Source organism: Adonisia turfae CCMR0081 (assembly GCF_011009555.1).
GTDB classification, from domain to species: Bacteria; Cyanobacteriota; Cyanobacteriia; order Phormidesmidales; family Phormidesmidaceae; genus Leptothoe; species Leptothoe turfae.
Window position 1 is genome coordinate 4,389,923 of record NZ_QXHD01000004.1, and the last position, 17,606, is coordinate 4,407,528.

The following is a 17,606-nucleotide window of genomic DNA, read 5'->3' on the forward strand; positions in this document are numbered from 1 at the left end:
GTATTCACACCAGCGGCAAAGGCTAAATGACACTCTCCGCTCCGCAGACTTTGGCAGGCCTGGTGTATTGCCACCAGCGAAGAGGAGCAGGCAGTATCAATCACCAAGGAGGGTCCCTGAAGGTTGAGAAAGAACGAAAGACGATTGGCCAGCACCGCATTATGATTGCCCACCCCCGCTGCATGATCCTCAGCCGTTAAGGTGGGAACAATGCGGGAATAATAGCCATTGCTACTGCAACCAACAAAAACACCCACAGAATTGAGAGACAGGGTTTCGGCCTGGCATCCCGCATCTTCCACAGCTTCCCAAGCGGTCTCTAGCAATACCCGTTGCTGGGGATCCATTAAACGCGCTTCTCGGGGAGCAATATTGAAAAACTCAGCGTCAAAGTCTTCTAAATGAGACAAAAAGCCGCCCCAACGGGAGTAGGTTTTATCGGGGGCAGGTATCGGGTCATAAAAGTCCTGCCAGTTCCAGCGGCTAGGAGGGACTTCCGTAATTGCATCCTGACCAGATTGCAACAGATGCCAAAAAGACTCTAGATCATCAGCCTGGGGAAAATGACAAGCCATGCCGATAATGGCAATATCCTCCACGGCTCTATCTATAGAAGTTTTCTTGGAAAGATTACCTTGGTTGAAGGTCCCCCTAGCCCTCTTCAATGCTGGGGAGTTAGACTCAAAGCCCCCAAAATTCGGGGTTTGGGGGCCTGAATAGCTGGCAACTTCTTTGCCAGAAATATCAATGTATTCAGGAGGATTATCTTGATTCTGATCAGGCACTTGCCCCAAGCGAATATACTCCAGTTGTTCTCGGTACTCCTGGGCCAGATGTGTAACCAGCTGAGCTAAGGTGGGATACTCAAATAGCAGGGTGGGAGGTAATGAAAGCCGAAATTTAGCACCAATCTTTTCCAACAGCTCTACTGCTTTCAGGGAATCCAGCCCCAAACTCAGCAAGCTGCGATCAAGATTGATGGCATCAGGGGCCAGGGATAGAAACTGAGCAATTTCATCCCTGACTTGAGCTTGGAACCAGCCCAATATTTCTTGGGCATCGGCTGGGGAACACCATGGGATCGTCGATTGTTTGTGAGAATGTTGGCTGGAGACCACGGGCATCGCAACCGCTATATTTTGCAACTCCCCTGCTAAAAACTGAGTTCGACAGGCCCGACGCTGAATCTTTCCACTGGAGGTTTTGGGAATACGCCCCGGTTTCAGTAACACCACATCGTAGAGTTGTACCTCATGGTGCAGAGGAACCGCAGATCGAATAGCCTCAACCACATCTGCGCTGTTCAGATGACGCAGATGTGTGCGCTTAACTTCTTGCACCACCACCAGGCGTTCTTGCTGATCAACTTCGATAGAGAACGCTGCTCCGCTATTAGATCGTAGTGCAGGGTGACTTTCCTCCACTGTCCGTTCAATATCCTGGGGATAGTGGTTCCGTCCACGAATAATGATCACATCCTTCAGGCGACCGGTGATAAACAGATCGCCATTATGCAAAAAACCTAAATCTCCTGTCCGGAAGAAGATGGTTTCTGTGTTGTCAGCAAGATGGGCATGAAATGCAAATTCTGAGGACTCGGAGCGACGCCAATATCCCTGGGCAACGCTACCCCCTGTGACCCAGATTTCGCCTACCTGATTATCGACACACTGCTTACAAGTTTCAGGATTGACAATCGTAACAGTTGTATCTAGCCAGGTTTGACCACATCCCACCAACTGTTTAGCATTAGGGTGAATGGGCTCTACATGAATGACCTGGTTATTGCCTAGAGCAACAGCATCGACAATACAGCGGCCAGGTTCAGAGGTTACCTTACCCCCCGAAACCATCAAGGTGGTTTCGGCCATGCCATAACATGGATAAAACGCTTTAGCCTGAAAACCAACTGAGCTAAATTTAGAGGTAAATCGTTCTAATGTTGACAATCTCAGGGGTTCAGCACCATTGTAGGCACTTTGCCAACAACTTAAATCTAGACCATCCTGTGGTTCTACCGTGATTCTTTGAGAACATAAATCATAGGCAAAGTTGGGACCACCGCTGTGGGTGGCTCGATATTTGGAAATCGCCTGCAGCCAGCGCTGGGGACGTTGTAGAAAGGCCGCAGGGGGCATAATATACCCTGGAAACCCCGTGTAGAGTGGTTGTAAAATCCCGTCAATCAGACCCATATCATGGAAACTAGGCAACCAGGTAACAGAAACATCGTCTGGTGTCAGTTCAAAGGATCGTTTGATAGTCTCGCAATTATGCATCAGGTTGCCATGGGAAACCATGACGCCTTTGGGAATGCCTGTGGACCCGGAGGTGTATTGTAAAAATGCGAGGTCGGATGGATCGATTGGAATCCTCCAATTCTCATCCTGCTCAGTCTCTGCCACAAGACTATCCGTAGCCAACCAATGGAGCTGATTTAGTTCAGATGCATCTTGACACTGCCCCTGCAGAAGCGGCAACAATTCAGCCGTCGTCAATGCGACCTTTGCCTGGGCATCCTTAGCAATCGCCTGTAATCTCCCCAGTTTCCGCTGATTGCGTCGGGGGGGATACGCAGGTACAGCAATCACCCCGGCATCGAGACAGCCTAAGAACCCAACAATATACGCTAGCCCTTGGGGATAGAGGAGCAGCGCTCGATCACCTACCGCACAAACCGATTGCAGCCCCAGCGCAATGACCCTAACCTGTTGCGCCAATTCTTGGTAGGTCAGGCGTCCTGACTCAATCTCTCCATCCTGCAAAAACACGTAGGCTAATTTAGTTGGTTGACTCACCGCCCTGTGGTGGAGTAACTCAACTAAATTTGAGGATTTTGACGTAACAGATTCCCTGGGTTGCATAGAGTTTGAACTACAGCCCTCCATTACGGATACCAAAGATGTTTTGTGGATCTGTGGCCTCCTTTACTCCTCTCATTAACTTCATACCGGCAGGAGACAACACATCTTTCATGAAATCTCGACGAATTTTACCAATGCCATGGTGGTGAGAAATGGAACCACCGTTGTCAAGAATCACCTGACGTAAGGAATGTTCAATCTGCCAACAAACGTCCTCGGGGTGTTCCACACCCTTGGTATAAATTCCAAAAATGAAATAAAGACAAACACCTGTGTGATAAACCTGAGTAACCCGATGGGCTAAATAGGGCTTACCGGGTAAATTAAAGGCCTGGTGCTGCTCATCTAACTTGGTTTGGACGCGATCGCAAATCAGTTGAATCTTATCCCAGGCAACCGTGGTTTCAAAGGTTTCACCAATAATGTGATACGAGGATAGAAAATCTCTTACATAGGCAATGGCAAAGGTAAACATATATCCCTGTTCACCATACTTAGACCCCGTCGCCAATCCCTTCAATTGTTTTGCCGTAGCATAAATATTGCGTTCCTGGTGATCTACCTCCTGGGCCGAGCCCTCCATCACCACGGTGGCCACAACCATTTGGGTAGGGTTAAACTTAAGCACCTTAAATAAATACAGCTGCTTTAGCCAAGTCATCCAAGTTTCAACAACACCAGAGTTTTGAGGTTTTAAAGAAAAGCCTAGCCGAAACTGTTTATTATCCATAAGGCGTAAACTAGCTGGCACTAAGCCGCTATGGGCAATGCGCTTCATAAACTCCACCCCTAAGGTGAAATTTGGAAACATGAAAGAGGCATATTTTGTGACCTCAGGCAGTGGATGAATTTTGATGACAGCCTTGGTAATCAGACCTAGATTCCCCTCACTACCAAATGGTAACTGTTGCACTGGTATCCCCATGGAAGCACGGGAAACAGACTCCATCTGTTCCACCACACCTGCTGGGGTTACCAGGGTAACCTTCTCCACAATCTGTTCGATATTGCCATAGCGGTTTTTCTTCATCCCGCTAGCATTGGTGGCAATCCAACCACCTAAAGTGGAAAGTTCTAAGCTATCGGGAGCATGGCCACATATAAAGCCAGATGCCCTCAGCTGATTCTCCAAATCTTTGCCCGTGATACCCGCCTGCACACAGGCCTTTAAATTCACCGAGTCAATCCATTCGATCCGACTCATCCGCTTCATATCGACGGAAACGATCATTCGGGTTTCTGATGGAGGAAGCTGCAGGGCACAGGTCACATTAGTACCTCCACCAAACGGCACCAAACAGACATCATGTTCCACTGCCAACTGCACCAGAGTTTGGGCATCTTTCTCTGACTCGCAGTAGAAGACCATATCAACAGTGCGCGTTAATTGGCCATACAGAACTTTGTAAACTTCTGTTGTTGTCGTTTGACCGTGGCTGTGGAGCAAGCGGTCATGGTCTTCAAAGGCATATTGACTTGAGGGAAATGAAGCCTCTATTGCTGCACAAAAAGCTTTGTTACGATGGACGGTCCCAACAACCTTTTCAGAGACTTCGGTTAACGGTGTTTTTTCATCGATAGTGATTCCCAGTTCAGCTTCTAGAAAGGGAATAAAACCAGGCATTTTAACCCCAGTGAGACCATAGCGCTCACCAGTCATCATCACCGACCGATCATCATTGACAACTAAGGTCGTATCTTTAAAGCCCCACTGATGGCCCCATAGCTGAGAATCGCCCTTGTACTCTAATGGACTTTGGTGATGATCTGCCATGATAATTTCTGATGCTTTTTATGACTGAGCGCTTTCAATGTCAGGCAATGAATATTGCGTTACTTTTTGGGATTGATCAGCCTTTTTATAATTGTTGCACCTGATCAACAAGGTAGAAGTATATTTGACGCTTTTTTTAAGTTTATTTTGACGAATGGAGGTTCCATTGAACATTTCTACAGACAATTACTAAAGATTCTTATCGAATCATCAAATATCGTCCACGATTGAAGAAACGGTAGTAGGGTTCATTGGCGGCCTCTAACAGCTCGCGATCGCCTTGGCCATCACCATAGGCATAGATGTAATATTGCTGTAAATCCCCTAGCAACCGCTCTAAGCGTTTAACTTTCTCAGGGCCATAGCAATTTTCTCCTGATAATTTGCCTGTCACACTGCCACCCTGATGTTCTAATCGAGTAGCCAACAGATGATCAATGGGCAGTGTTTTCATCCAGGGTTGTAAATAAATCTCCAGGGTAGCGCTGACTAAAATGATCTGATGTCCCTGGCGTTGATGCCAATGTAACCGTTCTAATGCGTCAGGATCGACCAGCTTAGGTAAGTAATGGTGAGCATAGTCAGCCGCCGCTGTCTTTAAACGTTCAATGGACCAACCTTTGTAAAATTCGGTCAAAAGTATTTCTTTGATAGTTTGATTAGAGCAACGCTTCATTCCATAACTGAGTACTGCTGAACTATGGCGCATAAGGCCAATCACCAATCGTCTCCAGCCATGGGTCCAGCACAAAAAGGGCACAAAACTATCTTGAGTTGTCAGAGTCCCATCAAAATCGAAAATAGCAATCTTAGGCTTATCCCCCATCATTGTCTCCCATGTTATAAAGTCATTTGGCGCTCCAGGTCTTCTATCGATTTTTTTACCTGATTGACAATAGCCTGGTAAAGCTGACGTCTTGTTAAGGTGCCAACCTTATCTCGGTAAGAGATAAGGTCAATAGGAGGGCCAAAACAGACTTGAATGGGATATTGCTGAGGAAATAATTGCCCTTTGGGCAAAGCTTTATAAGAGCCCTGAATATAGACTGGGACAATAGGAACGCCTAATTTCAATGCCATCATCCCGAATCCCAACTTTAAATCCTGTAATTGGCCTGTTAAGGAGCGTCCTCCTTCTGGAAAGATTAAGAGAATTTTCCCATGGTAGATTGCCTGTTCACACTCTCGAAAACTTTGGAGTGAGCCGCTGCAGCGATCCACTGGAATCATATTCAAGACATGCCGACAGAACCAACCTTTCAAGGGATGATCAAAGAAATAATCCTTAGCGGCCAGGCTATGTACCTTATGCATATGACAACCATGGGCCGCAATAATGGCAGGTCCATCAAGGTGACTAGCATGGTTTGCAACTAATAAATATGGAGAATCTTTCGGTAAGTGTTCTGCACCTTCACAGGTAAGTTTAAAGTAATTGAAATAAATTAAACAGCCCCAAATCCAAATTTGATCTTGGAGCATTCTTTTTAGAATGTGCATGCTTATAATTAAAAATTAAGCGGTTTTGTTTGTCCATTGTGTCCAATTATTCGTGAAGTGACCCAGTATTAAACAAAAGCCTGCCTCCCTAGGTTAAGCTGAGCAAAATACGAGAAATGAGTCACTAATTATCTTGAACTACCTCACAAGCCCATGTGTTTTTCTGCTACTGCTAGTTTCACTGCTGCTACTCTTCTAATACCCGCTGGTTTATATGCCTGTAAGCTGGCCATAGATATAGATCTCAGGTATCTGCCTGGAGCCCTTATCCCTTGCATATTTGGTATTCAGCAAGGGTTTGAAGGCATTGAGTGGTTAGCCATCCACGGAAACCAAGCAGACACTGTTCATCTAGCCGCTCTTGGCTATCTCGTTTTTTCCCATGGATTCTGGCCAATTTGGTTCCCGTTGACAGTGTTTGCAATAGTGCAACGACCTTGGGCTAAAAAACTACTATTAGTTGTAACACTGTTGGGTGCTTTATTTGGTATGTCTCTGTATGTCCCTTTGCTGTTATCTCCTGATATGTTTTCAGTAACAGTCATTCAAGGCTCTATCCATTATCAGACCACACTAATCTATGATCAGTTTTTTCCTCGCAATGTGTCTCGGCTAATTTACTTGCTCATTGTTGCAGGGCCATTTTGGTTATGTGATCTTACCGAAATTAGAGGTTCAAGTGGGGTCATTGCTCTAGCACTATTAGTCACCTACTGGTTTTACAACTACGCATTCATATCGGTATGGTGCTTTTTTGCTGCAATTTTATCCATTAATATTGTCTTTATGCTACGTTCCATCGCTTCCAAAAAATTGCTTAAAGAAAAGTATTAACTTAACTGTTTGAGATGTTTACTTTTCCACTCTATCCACAAACCTCTGAATTATCCTGCGGTTTTCTCAAAGGCACCTCTACTGTGACAGCTAAGTATTTGGCAAGTTTGTGAATTGAGGAGTGGCGGGATGCCAAAGTCTCAGAAAGCGAAATTCCTAGCGCGGTTTGAATATGATTCTTGACCTCCATAGCTGTTAAGGAATCCATCCCCAGTTCAATAAAATCAAGGTGGGGATTGGGGATATTAGAAGGGGCTAACCGGAGAATATACGCTACAACTTCTTGGAGGTAGGTTTCTAGAACTTTAGATCGATCACCGATTTCAACTTGCATTAACTGTTGCCAAATCTTTGCTTGCAATAGTGTCAGAGGATCTTGACTAATGATAGGCCTAAAGGGAGTTTCCACCTGATCCACAGAGTCAGTATCAATCCAGTATCGTTCTCGCTGGAAAGGATAGGTTGGTAACCTTAATTTTTTACAGAGTTGGCCATTATGGAACTGAAACCAGTCAATGGAGACTCCTTGAGCATAAAGTTGAGCGAGATTTTCCTGTAGCTGTCGCCAATCTTGATACTGTGCCTTAGAGATTCCATGCCTACCACTGCGTAAACTCGACAACCAAAGATAGTCCTCCGATAAACATTGCTGGCCCAGTCGGGTTAATAACGGCTTGGCTCCCATTTCTAGAAAAATGCTACAGCCCTGCTTGCATAGCGCTTGCATTCCTGCCATAAACTGAACTGGCTGACAGAGATGATTGGCCCAATAAGCAGGCGTTGTGATCTCGTCGCCAGCAATTTTCCCACTAATACCAGAAATCATCGGAATACTGGGTGAAGCATAGTTGATCTCTGCTGTAACCGACTCTAATTCTTGTTGCAACGGTGCCATCACCTGAGAATATAGGGCATATTCTGTCGATGACAGCTGGGTCAAGAGCCCATTATCTTCCAATGTTTGGCAGACGGCCTGAAGTGCTTGCTTGTCACCAGCAATAACCCACTGGCTCGGCGCATTATGGGCCGCAATACTTATATTTGAGGCATGGGTTGAGATTGCAGCTTCAACCTGTTCCTGGTTTCCTATCACCACCGCCATTCCACCGTCAGACTCGACTGACTGCAATAGCATTTGTCGAGCCACCAACAGACGCAGCCCCTCTTCCAAACTAAATACCCCAGCTACACAGGCCGCAACGTATTCCCCTAGCCCATGCCCGATTAAAAAGTCTGGCTGCACTCCCCAGGAGACCCAAAGTTGAGCCAGGCTATATTCTAGAGCAAACACCGCCACATCAGACAGCGAAGCGAACTGATCTTGAGCAGATTGAGGATAAAGAATATCGATTAAGGATGCACCTAAATCAGCTTGCAAAAATTCATGGCACCGATTCACTGTTTGTCGAAACAGTGGCTGGCTTTCATACAACTGCTGCCCCACCCCCAGGTAAGCAGACTGTTCCCCCGGAAACAGAAAGGCAACGCTAGGGGGAATATCATCATCCCCTAACGTTGCTCTGGCATATCCGTTTGTAGATTTTTCGGAAGGTATTTCAACGGAATCATCATTCAGCTTCTCAGCTATGTCCTCCAGGGTATCCCCAACAACTGCCAAACGATGATGAAAATGACTCCGCCCAGTATTGGCTGTAAAACAAAGATCTGCCAAGTCTACATCTGGGTTCTGCTGAATATAGACCTGATATCGTTGCCGTAACTGATCAAGTGCCCCATCACTTTTCGCCGATAATGTCAGCAGATGCATCGAATGACTTTGTTGCAGATCCTGACTTCCGACTTCCGATTTCCGACGTCCGACTTCCTCTAAAACCACATGGGCATTTGTCCCCCCAAATCCAAACCCACTTACTCCGGCTAGGGCTGGATAGTCACTTTCTGGCCAGGGAGATAATGTCTGCTGTACTTTAAGCGGAATCCGCTCAAAGCGAATATAAGGATTCGGCTTTTGAAAGTGCAAACTTGCTGGGATTTTTTGATGTTTAAGGGCTAACGCCACCTTGATCAAACTAGCCATGCCAGCAGCAGCTTCCAAGTGACCCAAATTGGTCTTGACTGAACCAAGGGCACAGTCTTTCCCTGCTTCGCGATCCTGGGAAAGAATCTTGGCCAATGCTTTTGCTTCAATCACATCTCCCAACTGAGTGCCAATGCCATGGGTTTCCACATACTGTACCCTCCCTGGAGAGACCTTCGCATCCTGGTAAGCGGCTTGTAATACGGCCTCCTGGGCCGCAGGATTTGGAGCCATCAGACCGTTACTCTGGCCATCTTGATTGATGGCACTGCCTCGGATGACGGCATAAATGGAATCGTTATTTGCGATCGCACTCGACAAGGGCTTTAAAACCACCACCCCCACTCCCTCACCGCGCACATAGCCATCAGCTCGCGCATCAAAGGCCTTACAACGACCATCGGCAGCCATAACCTTAGATTGACTAAAGGCCAGGGTCATCTCCGGGCGCAAAATCAAATTAACCCCAGCTGCCAGAGCCAGATCACAGTCTCCATACTGCAAACTCCGACAGGCTTGATGGACTGCCACCAACGAGGAAGAACAGGCCGTATCTAAGGCTAAACTAGGGCCATGCCAATCGAGATAGTAGGAAAGACGATTGGCGGCAATAGAAAAGGCAATCCCTGTGTTGTAGTAGGCATCAACCTGGCGATACTGGCAGATTAAGTATGAGTAATCTCCACTACTGATCCCGACAAACACTCCCCCCTGGCTACCCATGGTCTGCTCAGGCGAGATTCCCGCATCTTCTAAGGCTTCCCAACTGACTTCAAGCAATAGCCGCTGTTGGGGGTCCATAGTAATGGCTTCGCGAGGAGAAATTTCAAAAAACTGGCAGTCAAAGTCTTCCACATGGTCTAAAAAACCGCCTAAACAGGAAACCTCTGTACTGGATGAGTCGGAATCTAGCGCATGGAGTGACGGCATATACCAGGCTCGCTTGGAGGGAATGGGTGAAATCGCATCCTCTCCATCACATAGCAACTTCCAGTAAGCATCAGCATCATTAACGCCTGGAAAACGACAACCAATACCAATAATTGCAATAGGTTCTTTCATAAAAGACTAGAAGAAAAGGCTCCCTCAATACCTAATGCTAATCTTGTTCCTCCAACAACTTATGTAAATGTTGAGCCAGACTACTGATAGTCTTATGCTCCCAAAATATTGTGGGATCCAATTCTAGATGAAGCCTGGCTTCCAAATTCGCTGTCACATTAACCGCCGTAACAGAATCTAAACCATAGCGAAGTATCTTGTGACGAGGATTAATTTTTTCTGGGTTAATCGCTAGCGCTTGAGCCAGGTTATTGATCAAATACTCTGCAATTCCTGCCTCACTCAAATCAGCCTTAGCGGTTTGTTCAGTAACTATCTGAGCTGCTTTGTCCTCTGCATCAGCCGAACGGCTATCTATCGTGGCAAACCATTGCCCCACAACATTCAGGCTTTCCTCCAGATATTGCCTGCGGCAAGCAGAACGCTTGAGTTTTCCACTTGCTGTCTTGGGAATACTGCCTGTCTTCAGGAACAAAATGCCATGGACTTCAAGTTCATGCTGCTCTACAAAAGTGTCAAGGATAGAATCCACCAGCATATTCGCATCAAAATCCTTTAAGTGGTGACGTTCTATCTCCTGGGCCAGGATCAATCGCTCTACCCCTTCAACATCAACCGAAAAGGCAATCCCACTGTGGGGACGCAAAACAGGTGATATCCGCTCCAGTGTCAATTCCAGATCCTCCGGATGATAGTTACGACCACGCAGGATAATTAAGTCCTTGAGTCGCCCCGTGACAAAAAGTTCACCCTCCGCAATAAACCCTAAATCACCAGTACGCATAAATGGCCCTTCACCGGTATCTGCAAGATATGTCTGAAACGTTTTACTAGTTTGCTGAAAACGTTGCCAATACCCCTGAGCCACACTAGCCCCGGAGAGCCAAATTTCACCTACAGTATTTTCTGGCTGAGTTCTAGATGAATCAGGATCAACAATAACAATATTTTGACTCTGGTCACTGTAGCCACAGCTCACTAGCCAGGACGCTTTCGGGTGATCGGGCTTAGCATCTACAGCCTGCCCCTGAACTAAAGCCTCGCGTTCAAACCACTTAGTTTTCAAAGGAGCCCCATCAAAGCGCCCCGAAGCCAGCAGGGTTCCTTCTGCTAACCCATAACAGGGAGAAAACGCATCTTGACGGAACCCAAAGGGTGAAAACTTAGCCGTGAAATGCTGTATGGTTTCAGCTCGAATGGGTTCAGCTGCACTAACGGCCATTGACCAATGGGACAGATCCAAATTTTCAGCCGCTAACTGTTCTGGTCGAATCTTCTGTGCGCAAAGCTTATAGGCAAAATCTGGGCCACCGCTGATGGTGGCCTTATAGTGCGAAATCGCCTTCAACCAGCGAACTGGCTTTTGTAAAAAGCTGACTGGCGGCATCAGCACTGCCGAACAGCCTGTATAAAGGGGCTGGAGTAGGCCGCCAATTAAACCCATATCATGGTATGGGGGTAACCAGCTCACAACACAAGTATCAGAGGTAAAGTGAAAACACCTTTGAATCAGCTCTGAATTATGGATGAGATTCCCATGGGAAACCATTACCCCCTTGGGCTTACTCGTAGACCCAGAGGTATATTGTAAAAATGCAAGGCTATCAGGAGTTAAATCAGGATCCTGCCAGTTTAAGTTGTCTGCATTTTGCAGAGCGTCAGTAGCAATGCATGTTAGTGGCGATGAATATACCTCCTGTTCTAACTGTTTGCGGCTATTGCTCAGCAACGCTGTTGTTGTGAGTGCAAATTTAGCCTCAGCATCAGCAGCAATCGATTGGAATGAAGACGACCGCTGATTGGATTTAGGGGGATAGACTGGAACTGCAACAATACCTGCATAAAGACAACCTAAAAAACTCGCAATCAAGTCCAATCCAGGCGGATAAATTAAGAGGGCACGCTCTCCAACAGCTGAGATTTTATGCAGGTGAGTAGCAATGCCTCTGGCTCGTTGCTCCAATTCTTGATAGGACCAGGAAGTGGCTACTTCGCACTCGCCATCAACAAGAAAGGTATAGGCAATCTGATGAGATTGATGATGGGCTCTCCAAGTCAACAAATCCAAAAGAGTACACTGATCATCTAACGTAGGCGTTTTGGGAACTGACGTGCGTGGTCTAACAGACAGGCTCATGATTCTCCTAAATCGGCTTAATTTCTTTAAATGGGGCCTTGCAAGTCTGTTGCTCTAGCTTAGCAGCAGCCACTAGTCTTAACTTTGACTGGAACTGATTCCTGAGTAGGTTGATAATCTGACAAACCCGAGACCAGAGAATTAACAATTTTTTGGTCAAAACCAATTCTCTCTAAGGCTTCAATATAACGACGAACAATTTCTTTCGCTGCCAGACCACTTTCAAATCCCATATCTCCAGCATTAAATGTGCCACAAACCACACCCAGCTCTCCACACAAGGAGGTACATCCTTCACGAACAACAGTTAAGATTTCAGGCATGACTCTGTGATGAGCCCAAATCAATGCATCGTGAACTTCATCTGAATCTTGTTGAAGTAATTGCTTCAATCGAGATATACCAATTTCAAAATGTTCTAGCTCATCGTTGAGAATACTTTCTGATACTCTAGCAGTCTCTCCGTCAACCGTCGTTGTTTTACCAATTCCAGCTAGCCCCAGATACGTAGTGATAGCTAAAATCTCAATCATAACGTCTTGAATGATGTAGCATACAGCTAGATTTTTTTTCGCTAGCGCTGCGTCAAAGTGCTTTCGAATGGTAAACCATTCTGGTTCTACAATTTTTTCAACCACTGGTAAATTCAAACGTTTTGCCAGTTTCACTAAGTTCCTGACATGCTTAGATTCAGCATAAGCTTGATGAACAGCCTCCATCTTCTCATCTGTATCGTCCAGTAGAGCAACCAAACGACAATAGTTCTCAGTGGCCGTAATCTCCCCAGCGATTAAAGTTGATATTAGAAATGCCAATAAATCTTGATATTGTTTATTGTATTCCTTCAAAGTAGAAGATTTAACCGACTTCGTCTGAACTTCAGCAACCATAATTCTTCTCTCCTAGTTTTACCTAACTTGTTAGCAACAATATTCGTAATTTAAGCAGAGCTAATCGTAAATAACATCTAATCGTTCATAAAATGTGACCCTTAGTAAAGGTGTGAAAATGTGAAAAGATTAACTTGCATTGAAAATTAGTGTTTGAATGAATTTCAATCAGATAATGGCAAATAACATTTTTGCTCAGGACAATAGAGATTTAGCTTTCCCATTTGCCAGAATAAATGCCAGCTAAATTCTGATTCTCGCATATACTCTCCCCAATTTCTCTTGAGACTTGTATGAGCCATTCTCAAATGATAGTGAGGAATTGCAGTGGAAATATGGTGAGGGATGTGAATGTTGATGTCATGACAAAGAAACTCAACCCAACGGGGATATCGACAATGTACTGTTCCATATAGCTGAGCTTCTGCATTATTCCATTCTTCTCCTACTCGCCATGGAATATCTACCGCACTATGATGCACACGAGTGAATGTGGAAAGCCAGAAGTGGAAAACTAACCAAGGTAACAACCAAAACTTGCCCATAGCCCAAATCCCACCCAAATAGTAGAGCCAAGCCAAGGCAACTACAGCAAAGAGATAAACGAACACTGAGGAGAGTCGCACTTTGGAACACTCTTCCGTAGACAAGGTAGAACGCTTGAGATTCAACTCATACCACCAGTTTTGAATTGAGGCTAACCACCAGAACCATTCCCGCCAAAATTGGTAAGTCAATCGCCCTTTAAGGGACATTGACTTCCAAACCTCAGGTCGGAGAGGATACCAAGCTATATCAGCTCGTCGATGGATAACATCTTGAAGTTGTCGCCAGCGCTCCCCCCCCAATTTATTAGTAAAACGATGGTGGGTATTGTGTTGAATGCGCCAGTTATGAAAGGGATAGAGCAGAGGTAGCATTAACAAGTGTCCTAAACACTCATTCACCCATTTTCTTTTAGCAAAAGAGTAGTGGCCACACTCATGTCCTAAAATAAAGAAACCCGTCAAAGCAGTCCCGGTAAATATCCATAATGGAGGACAGAGGTACCAGGGGGCAAAAAATAATCCCACAGTGCCTAAGGCAACAGCCAATACACTAACAAAAACAGAAGTCCAGGCTTTGAGTGGTTGCTGGAGAAAACAGTCTTGAGGCAAACTTTTAAGTAACTCTTTAGTCGTAAAAGCTCGTTGTTGGACAGGGAGGGAAAAAGCTGAGTTTGGCACCGTCATTTCAATTTACCTCTCTTATACCTTCTGAGGCATCTTCTTTTGGCTTAACATTGCCTTTGTTGGCATCTTAACATCCCACGCCAGCCCTAGTTTCTCTAGCACACGGATGAAATATCCACCCAAATCAACTTGCCACCATTCCAAACCAAAAATTGCTGAACTTGGAAAGGCATGGTGATTATTGTGCCAGGTTTCCCCTCCAGTGGGGATTGCTAACCAAAATATATTGTGACTATGGTCATCTGTCTCAAAGGATCGTTGACCATAAACGTGGGAGAGGGAATTTACACTACCCGTTAAGTGTTGGGTAATAAATATTCGAAAAACTCCCCCCCAGAGAAATCCTTGTACAGCACCCTGCCAGGTTAAATTCAACACCCCTCCTAAAATAGCGGGAAGCAATAGTCCCAGGGACACCCAAACATGGTAATAACGACTTAGTTTAGCCAGTGTTTGGTCCTTCATCAGTTCAGGTGCATAATAGGCTGGATTAGCATATTCATAATCCATAAGCCATTGCACTTGGGCATGCCATAAGCCCTTTACCCGGTTAATCAGCCCCTTTCCATGGTGGTTGGGTGAATGAGGGTCTTCCGGTGCATCACTGCACTCATGGTGACGGCGATGCATCACCACCCAAGACACAACAGGACCTTGAGCCACCATCGAGCCAATAATAATAAAGAGAACCTGCATAACTCGATTCGTCTTGAAGGAGCGATGGGTAAAGTAACGATGAAATCCAACCGTGATCCCCATACTAGTTACACCACACATCAATAGCGTAATGCCTAACTCTATGGGACCAAACGTTAACCAACTGAGAGAGATAAACGCTAAGATAGTCCCTACAAATGGACCGATTGTGTACAACAAAAAATGATTTCGCTGAATCCGGTTTATGTAGGCACTCGATATTGTCTTGCGTTTTTGATAAGGTCTGACCTTAGCTTGAGGTGAGACTTGAGGATGGAATGAATCCATTCGTATTTCGCCTGCTTCTAATGAAATGAGAATGAGATCTATATCTAAATTACTGTGTGATTAATACCACATGATTAGGATTATAAGATTGAAATACTCTTAGAAATACTGAGAAACAAAAATTTTCTCAAATATTAATTGCCAATTCCAAAGTTTTTTAAGCAGAAGAGTCAAATACAGACCCCTCTTATTATTGCCATAGCTACGTAAGCCATAGAATATCATTAGTCAACACAACAGAAGCTAAAAGCTAGTCACCTTAGCGATTCTGTTCCTTTCCTTCTATTCGGATTTTTGTTATCTAACAACCTGATACGGGAATCTAAGGCCCAATTACATTGCACTCGATAACCATGATTGGTGTGACGTTTCAGCAAATCATTAATCAGACCAACTTCACACCACAAAATCTGGCACTCCAAACTTTGCCTACAATTTTCTTTAAAATATAGTCAATGCCTTGCTTAGAAACATTTTTGGCAGTCAACGTTTGCTCAAAATCTAGCACAGCTCCTATCATAGTTCGATCATAAACCATTCGATCGTCCACTCGAACGTCTCCAAATCCAGCCTGTTCCAGCCCCTTGATATAGTCATTCTCAGTAATTGCTCCGGCCACACAAGCAAAATACATGTCGAGATCTGCGCGCATCCACTGAGGCAGCTGTTCAACAATCATGTCAGAGACTGAAAATTGCCCACCCGGTTTCAGCACCCGCACCATTTCCTGGAATACCTTATTTTTTTCAGGAGACAGATTGATGACACAATTAGACACAATCCAATCCACTGAATTATTTTTTAAGGGTAGGTCCTCGATATATCCTTGTAAAACCTGGATATTTTTATAAGGGCTTTTGTCAATGTTGGTTTGAGCTAGACGCAGCATTGCATCAGTCATATCAACCCCAATCACCTGACCCTCGTGACCAACTTTTTCCGCTAACAACAGTAAGTCCAACCCAGCTCCTGAACCTAAATCCAGCACTGTCTGTCCAGGCTCTATAGCGCTAAAAGCCACTGGATTACCACAACCAAAAGAACTCCCGGCAGCTCCTTGATGACTTTCTGTTGACTGCTCATCCCTATATCCAGACACTTTTGTCAGCGCTTCATGATTGACAGAAAATGATAGCTGTTCTGATGATGTGTCAGAATCTGAGGTATCAGAATTAGCAGTCTCCTTATTTAGGGCTTGCGTATACGCTTCCGCAACTTTCTGACGAATATCATCTACCATTGTTATATACTTGTAGGATAGTCACTATTGCACTGGACAAATTCTATATGTTCGGTGTGACATTGCACCGAGCTAGCTATAGCAGATTCTGATGGGATAAACACATTTTAGCGACGCACAGGAATTGGGAGTAGGGCGTATTGAATGGAATGTATTCACACTGAGCTGTCAGATTTTCTGGATTTGAGTTTTTTCTGGATTTCGGTGCGTAGGGCTATGGCTTGGACGTGGTTGGATTCTAATTTTAGAACATGGTTAATGTACTTGAGGTTGGAAATACTCTAGAGCTTTATCATAATAGTTTATCTCATAGAGGAGATTGCCAAGATAATTGGCCAAATTACGAGACTCGCCGATGGGATATCGAGGATGCCCTAGTCAAAGTAGGCCTGGAGTAATGGATACTTGCGCTAGAAGTTCAGGTTGCGATCGCTAAAGTCAGTTAGTATATATTTGGTGGGAATAGTCTTTAGCGGCGATCGCCTAAAGAAGTCAAAGAATTTTTTTAGAAAATGATAGGCAAAGCGACCCGAGCCTGCTCCGAGCTCAATGATGTAAATAGGCTGAGCAGGTATTCTAGGCGTTTTGTTGTTACTCAGGTTTGAACCGTACCAATCTTGTAGGAAACCATAAACAACTTTTCCATAGGCATTGGCAATGAAGGGATTACTGGTAATGTAGTGGGGGACAGTACCTTGATTTCACGCTTTAACTCCCTGTTGTTCAAAGAACTGACGCTGGATTTTCCAAAGATTTGGTTGAGAAAGGCGATGACTTTGGTTGGAAGGGATTGCAGGGTAAGGGTGGGGAGATCTTAAAATATCATCTGATGAGACATCATCTGATGAGCCAATAGGATTAGGCTGATGGGGTGGATGGCGATCTTGCTTGCCATTAGCCATTAGCTGAATTGGCGAGACAGGAACAACTTTATCAAAAAGGATCCTCATACCGTTTAAGCGTGTGGGGCCCTGGACATTACTGGTAGATGCAGCAATGTCCAGGGTATAGTCATTGGATAGGTCAGGTCTAAAAGACATAATAATAGCTG

At 45.0% G+C, this 17,606-nt stretch carries 12 protein-coding genes; 1 reads left to right on the top strand and 11 read right to left on the bottom strand.

Annotated features, from left to right (window positions below; all coding sequences use genetic code 11):
- The 4 genes from DXZ20_RS22900 to DXZ20_RS22915 form a co-directional block, all read right to left on the bottom strand.
- Positions 1–2,798: beta-ketoacyl synthase N-terminal-like domain-containing protein (locus DXZ20_RS22900; RefSeq protein WP_348918718.1), on the bottom strand; the 2,798-nt coding region annotated here is incomplete at its 3' end.
- Positions 2,799–2,874: 76 nt separating this feature from the next.
- Entirely contained in the window at positions 2,875–4,638 is a 1,764-nt protein-coding gene (locus tag DXZ20_RS22905) for an FAD-binding oxidoreductase (protein ID WP_163701013.1), read from the bottom strand.
- A 199-nt stretch (positions 4,639–4,837) separates the two neighbouring features.
- The gene (locus DXZ20_RS22910; RefSeq protein ID WP_163701015.1) at positions 4,838–5,467 is read right to left on the bottom strand and encodes an HAD family hydrolase; all 630 of its coding nucleotides are present in this window, start codon (positions 5,465–5,467) and stop codon (positions 4,838–4,840) included.
- An 11-nt stretch (positions 5,468–5,478) separates the two neighbouring features.
- Positions 5,479–6,120, bottom strand: coding sequence for a lysophospholipid acyltransferase family protein (locus tag DXZ20_RS22915; protein ID WP_163701018.1), 642 nt, complete (start codon positions 6,118–6,120; stop codon positions 5,479–5,481).
- 171 nt (positions 6,121–6,291) lie between these two features.
- Here DXZ20_RS22915 and DXZ20_RS22920 point away from each other — a divergent pair, with 171 nt between their 5' ends.
- Positions 6,292–6,972, top strand: a complete 681-nt coding sequence (locus DXZ20_RS22920; protein ID WP_163701021.1) for a DUF6629 family protein — start codon at positions 6,292–6,294, stop codon at positions 6,970–6,972.
- Between the two features lie 31 nt (positions 6,973–7,003).
- Here DXZ20_RS22920 and DXZ20_RS22925 read toward each other — a convergent pair whose 3' ends face one another.
- From DXZ20_RS22925 to DXZ20_RS22955, 7 genes are all read right to left on the bottom strand, one after another.
- On the bottom strand, positions 7,004–10,072 hold the full coding sequence (locus DXZ20_RS22925; protein WP_163701024.1) for a type I polyketide synthase: 3,069 nt from the start codon (positions 10,070–10,072) through the stop codon (positions 7,004–7,006).
- A gap of 37 nt (positions 10,073–10,109) precedes the next feature.
- Positions 10,110–12,209, bottom strand: coding sequence for an AMP-binding protein (locus DXZ20_RS22930; RefSeq protein WP_163701027.1), 2,100 nt, complete (start codon positions 12,207–12,209; stop codon positions 10,110–10,112).
- 59 nt (positions 12,210–12,268) lie between these two features.
- On the bottom strand, positions 12,269–13,099 hold the full coding sequence (locus DXZ20_RS22935) for a long-chain fatty aldehyde decarbonylase (protein ID WP_163701030.1): 831 nt from the start codon (positions 13,097–13,099) through the stop codon (positions 12,269–12,271).
- A gap of 164 nt (positions 13,100–13,263) precedes the next feature.
- Positions 13,264–14,331, bottom strand: coding sequence for a fatty acid desaturase (locus DXZ20_RS22940; protein WP_163701033.1), 1,068 nt, complete (start codon positions 14,329–14,331; stop codon positions 13,264–13,266).
- A 15-nt stretch (positions 14,332–14,346) separates the two neighbouring features.
- A complete protein-coding gene (locus DXZ20_RS22945) occupies positions 14,347–15,315 on the bottom strand; it encodes an acyl-CoA desaturase (protein ID WP_163701036.1) in 969 nt (322 codons plus the stop codon).
- Positions 15,316–15,700: 385 nt separating this feature from the next.
- Entirely contained in the window at positions 15,701–16,555 is an 855-nt protein-coding gene (gene arsM, locus DXZ20_RS22950; protein WP_163701038.1) for an arsenite methyltransferase, read from the bottom strand.
- A gap of 701 nt (positions 16,556–17,256) precedes the next feature.
- A complete protein-coding gene (locus DXZ20_RS22955) occupies positions 17,257–17,595 on the bottom strand; it encodes a hypothetical protein (RefSeq protein ID WP_163701042.1) in 339 nt (112 codons plus the stop codon).
- Between the last annotated feature and the right edge of the window lie 11 nt (positions 17,596–17,606).

Coding starts and splice junctions, on each gene's coding strand:
- DXZ20_RS22955 (WP_163701042.1), bottom strand. CDS start 17,595: ATGTCTTTTAGACCTGACCTATCCAATGACTATACCCTGGACATTGCT.
- DXZ20_RS22935 (WP_163701030.1), bottom strand. CDS start 13,099: ATGGTTGCTGAAGTTCAGACGAAGTCGGTTAAATCTTCTACTTTGAAG.
- DXZ20_RS22915 (WP_163701018.1), bottom strand. CDS start 6,120: ATGCTCCAAGATCAAATTTGGATTTGGGGCTGTTTAATTTATTTCAAT.
- DXZ20_RS22945 (WP_163701036.1), bottom strand. CDS start 15,315: ATGGATTCATTCCATCCTCAAGTCTCACCTCAAGCTAAGGTCAGACCT.
- DXZ20_RS22930 (WP_163701027.1), bottom strand. CDS start 12,209: ATGAGCCTGTCTGTTAGACCACGCACGTCAGTTCCCAAAACGCCTACG.
- DXZ20_RS22925 (WP_163701024.1), bottom strand. CDS start 10,072: ATGAAAGAACCTATTGCAATTATTGGTATTGGTTGTCGTTTTCCAGGC.
- DXZ20_RS22920 (WP_163701021.1), top strand. CDS start 6,292: ATGTGTTTTTCTGCTACTGCTAGTTTCACTGCTGCTACTCTTCTAATA.
- DXZ20_RS22910 (WP_163701015.1), bottom strand. CDS start 5,467: ATGATGGGGGATAAGCCTAAGATTGCTATTTTCGATTTTGATGGGACT.
- DXZ20_RS22940 (WP_163701033.1), bottom strand. CDS start 14,331: ATGACGGTGCCAAACTCAGCTTTTTCCCTCCCTGTCCAACAACGAGCT.
- arsM (WP_163701038.1), bottom strand. CDS start 16,555: ATGGTAGATGATATTCGTCAGAAAGTTGCGGAAGCGTATACGCAAGCC.
- DXZ20_RS22905 (WP_163701013.1), bottom strand. CDS start 4,638: ATGGCAGATCATCACCAAAGTCCATTAGAGTACAAGGGCGATTCTCAG.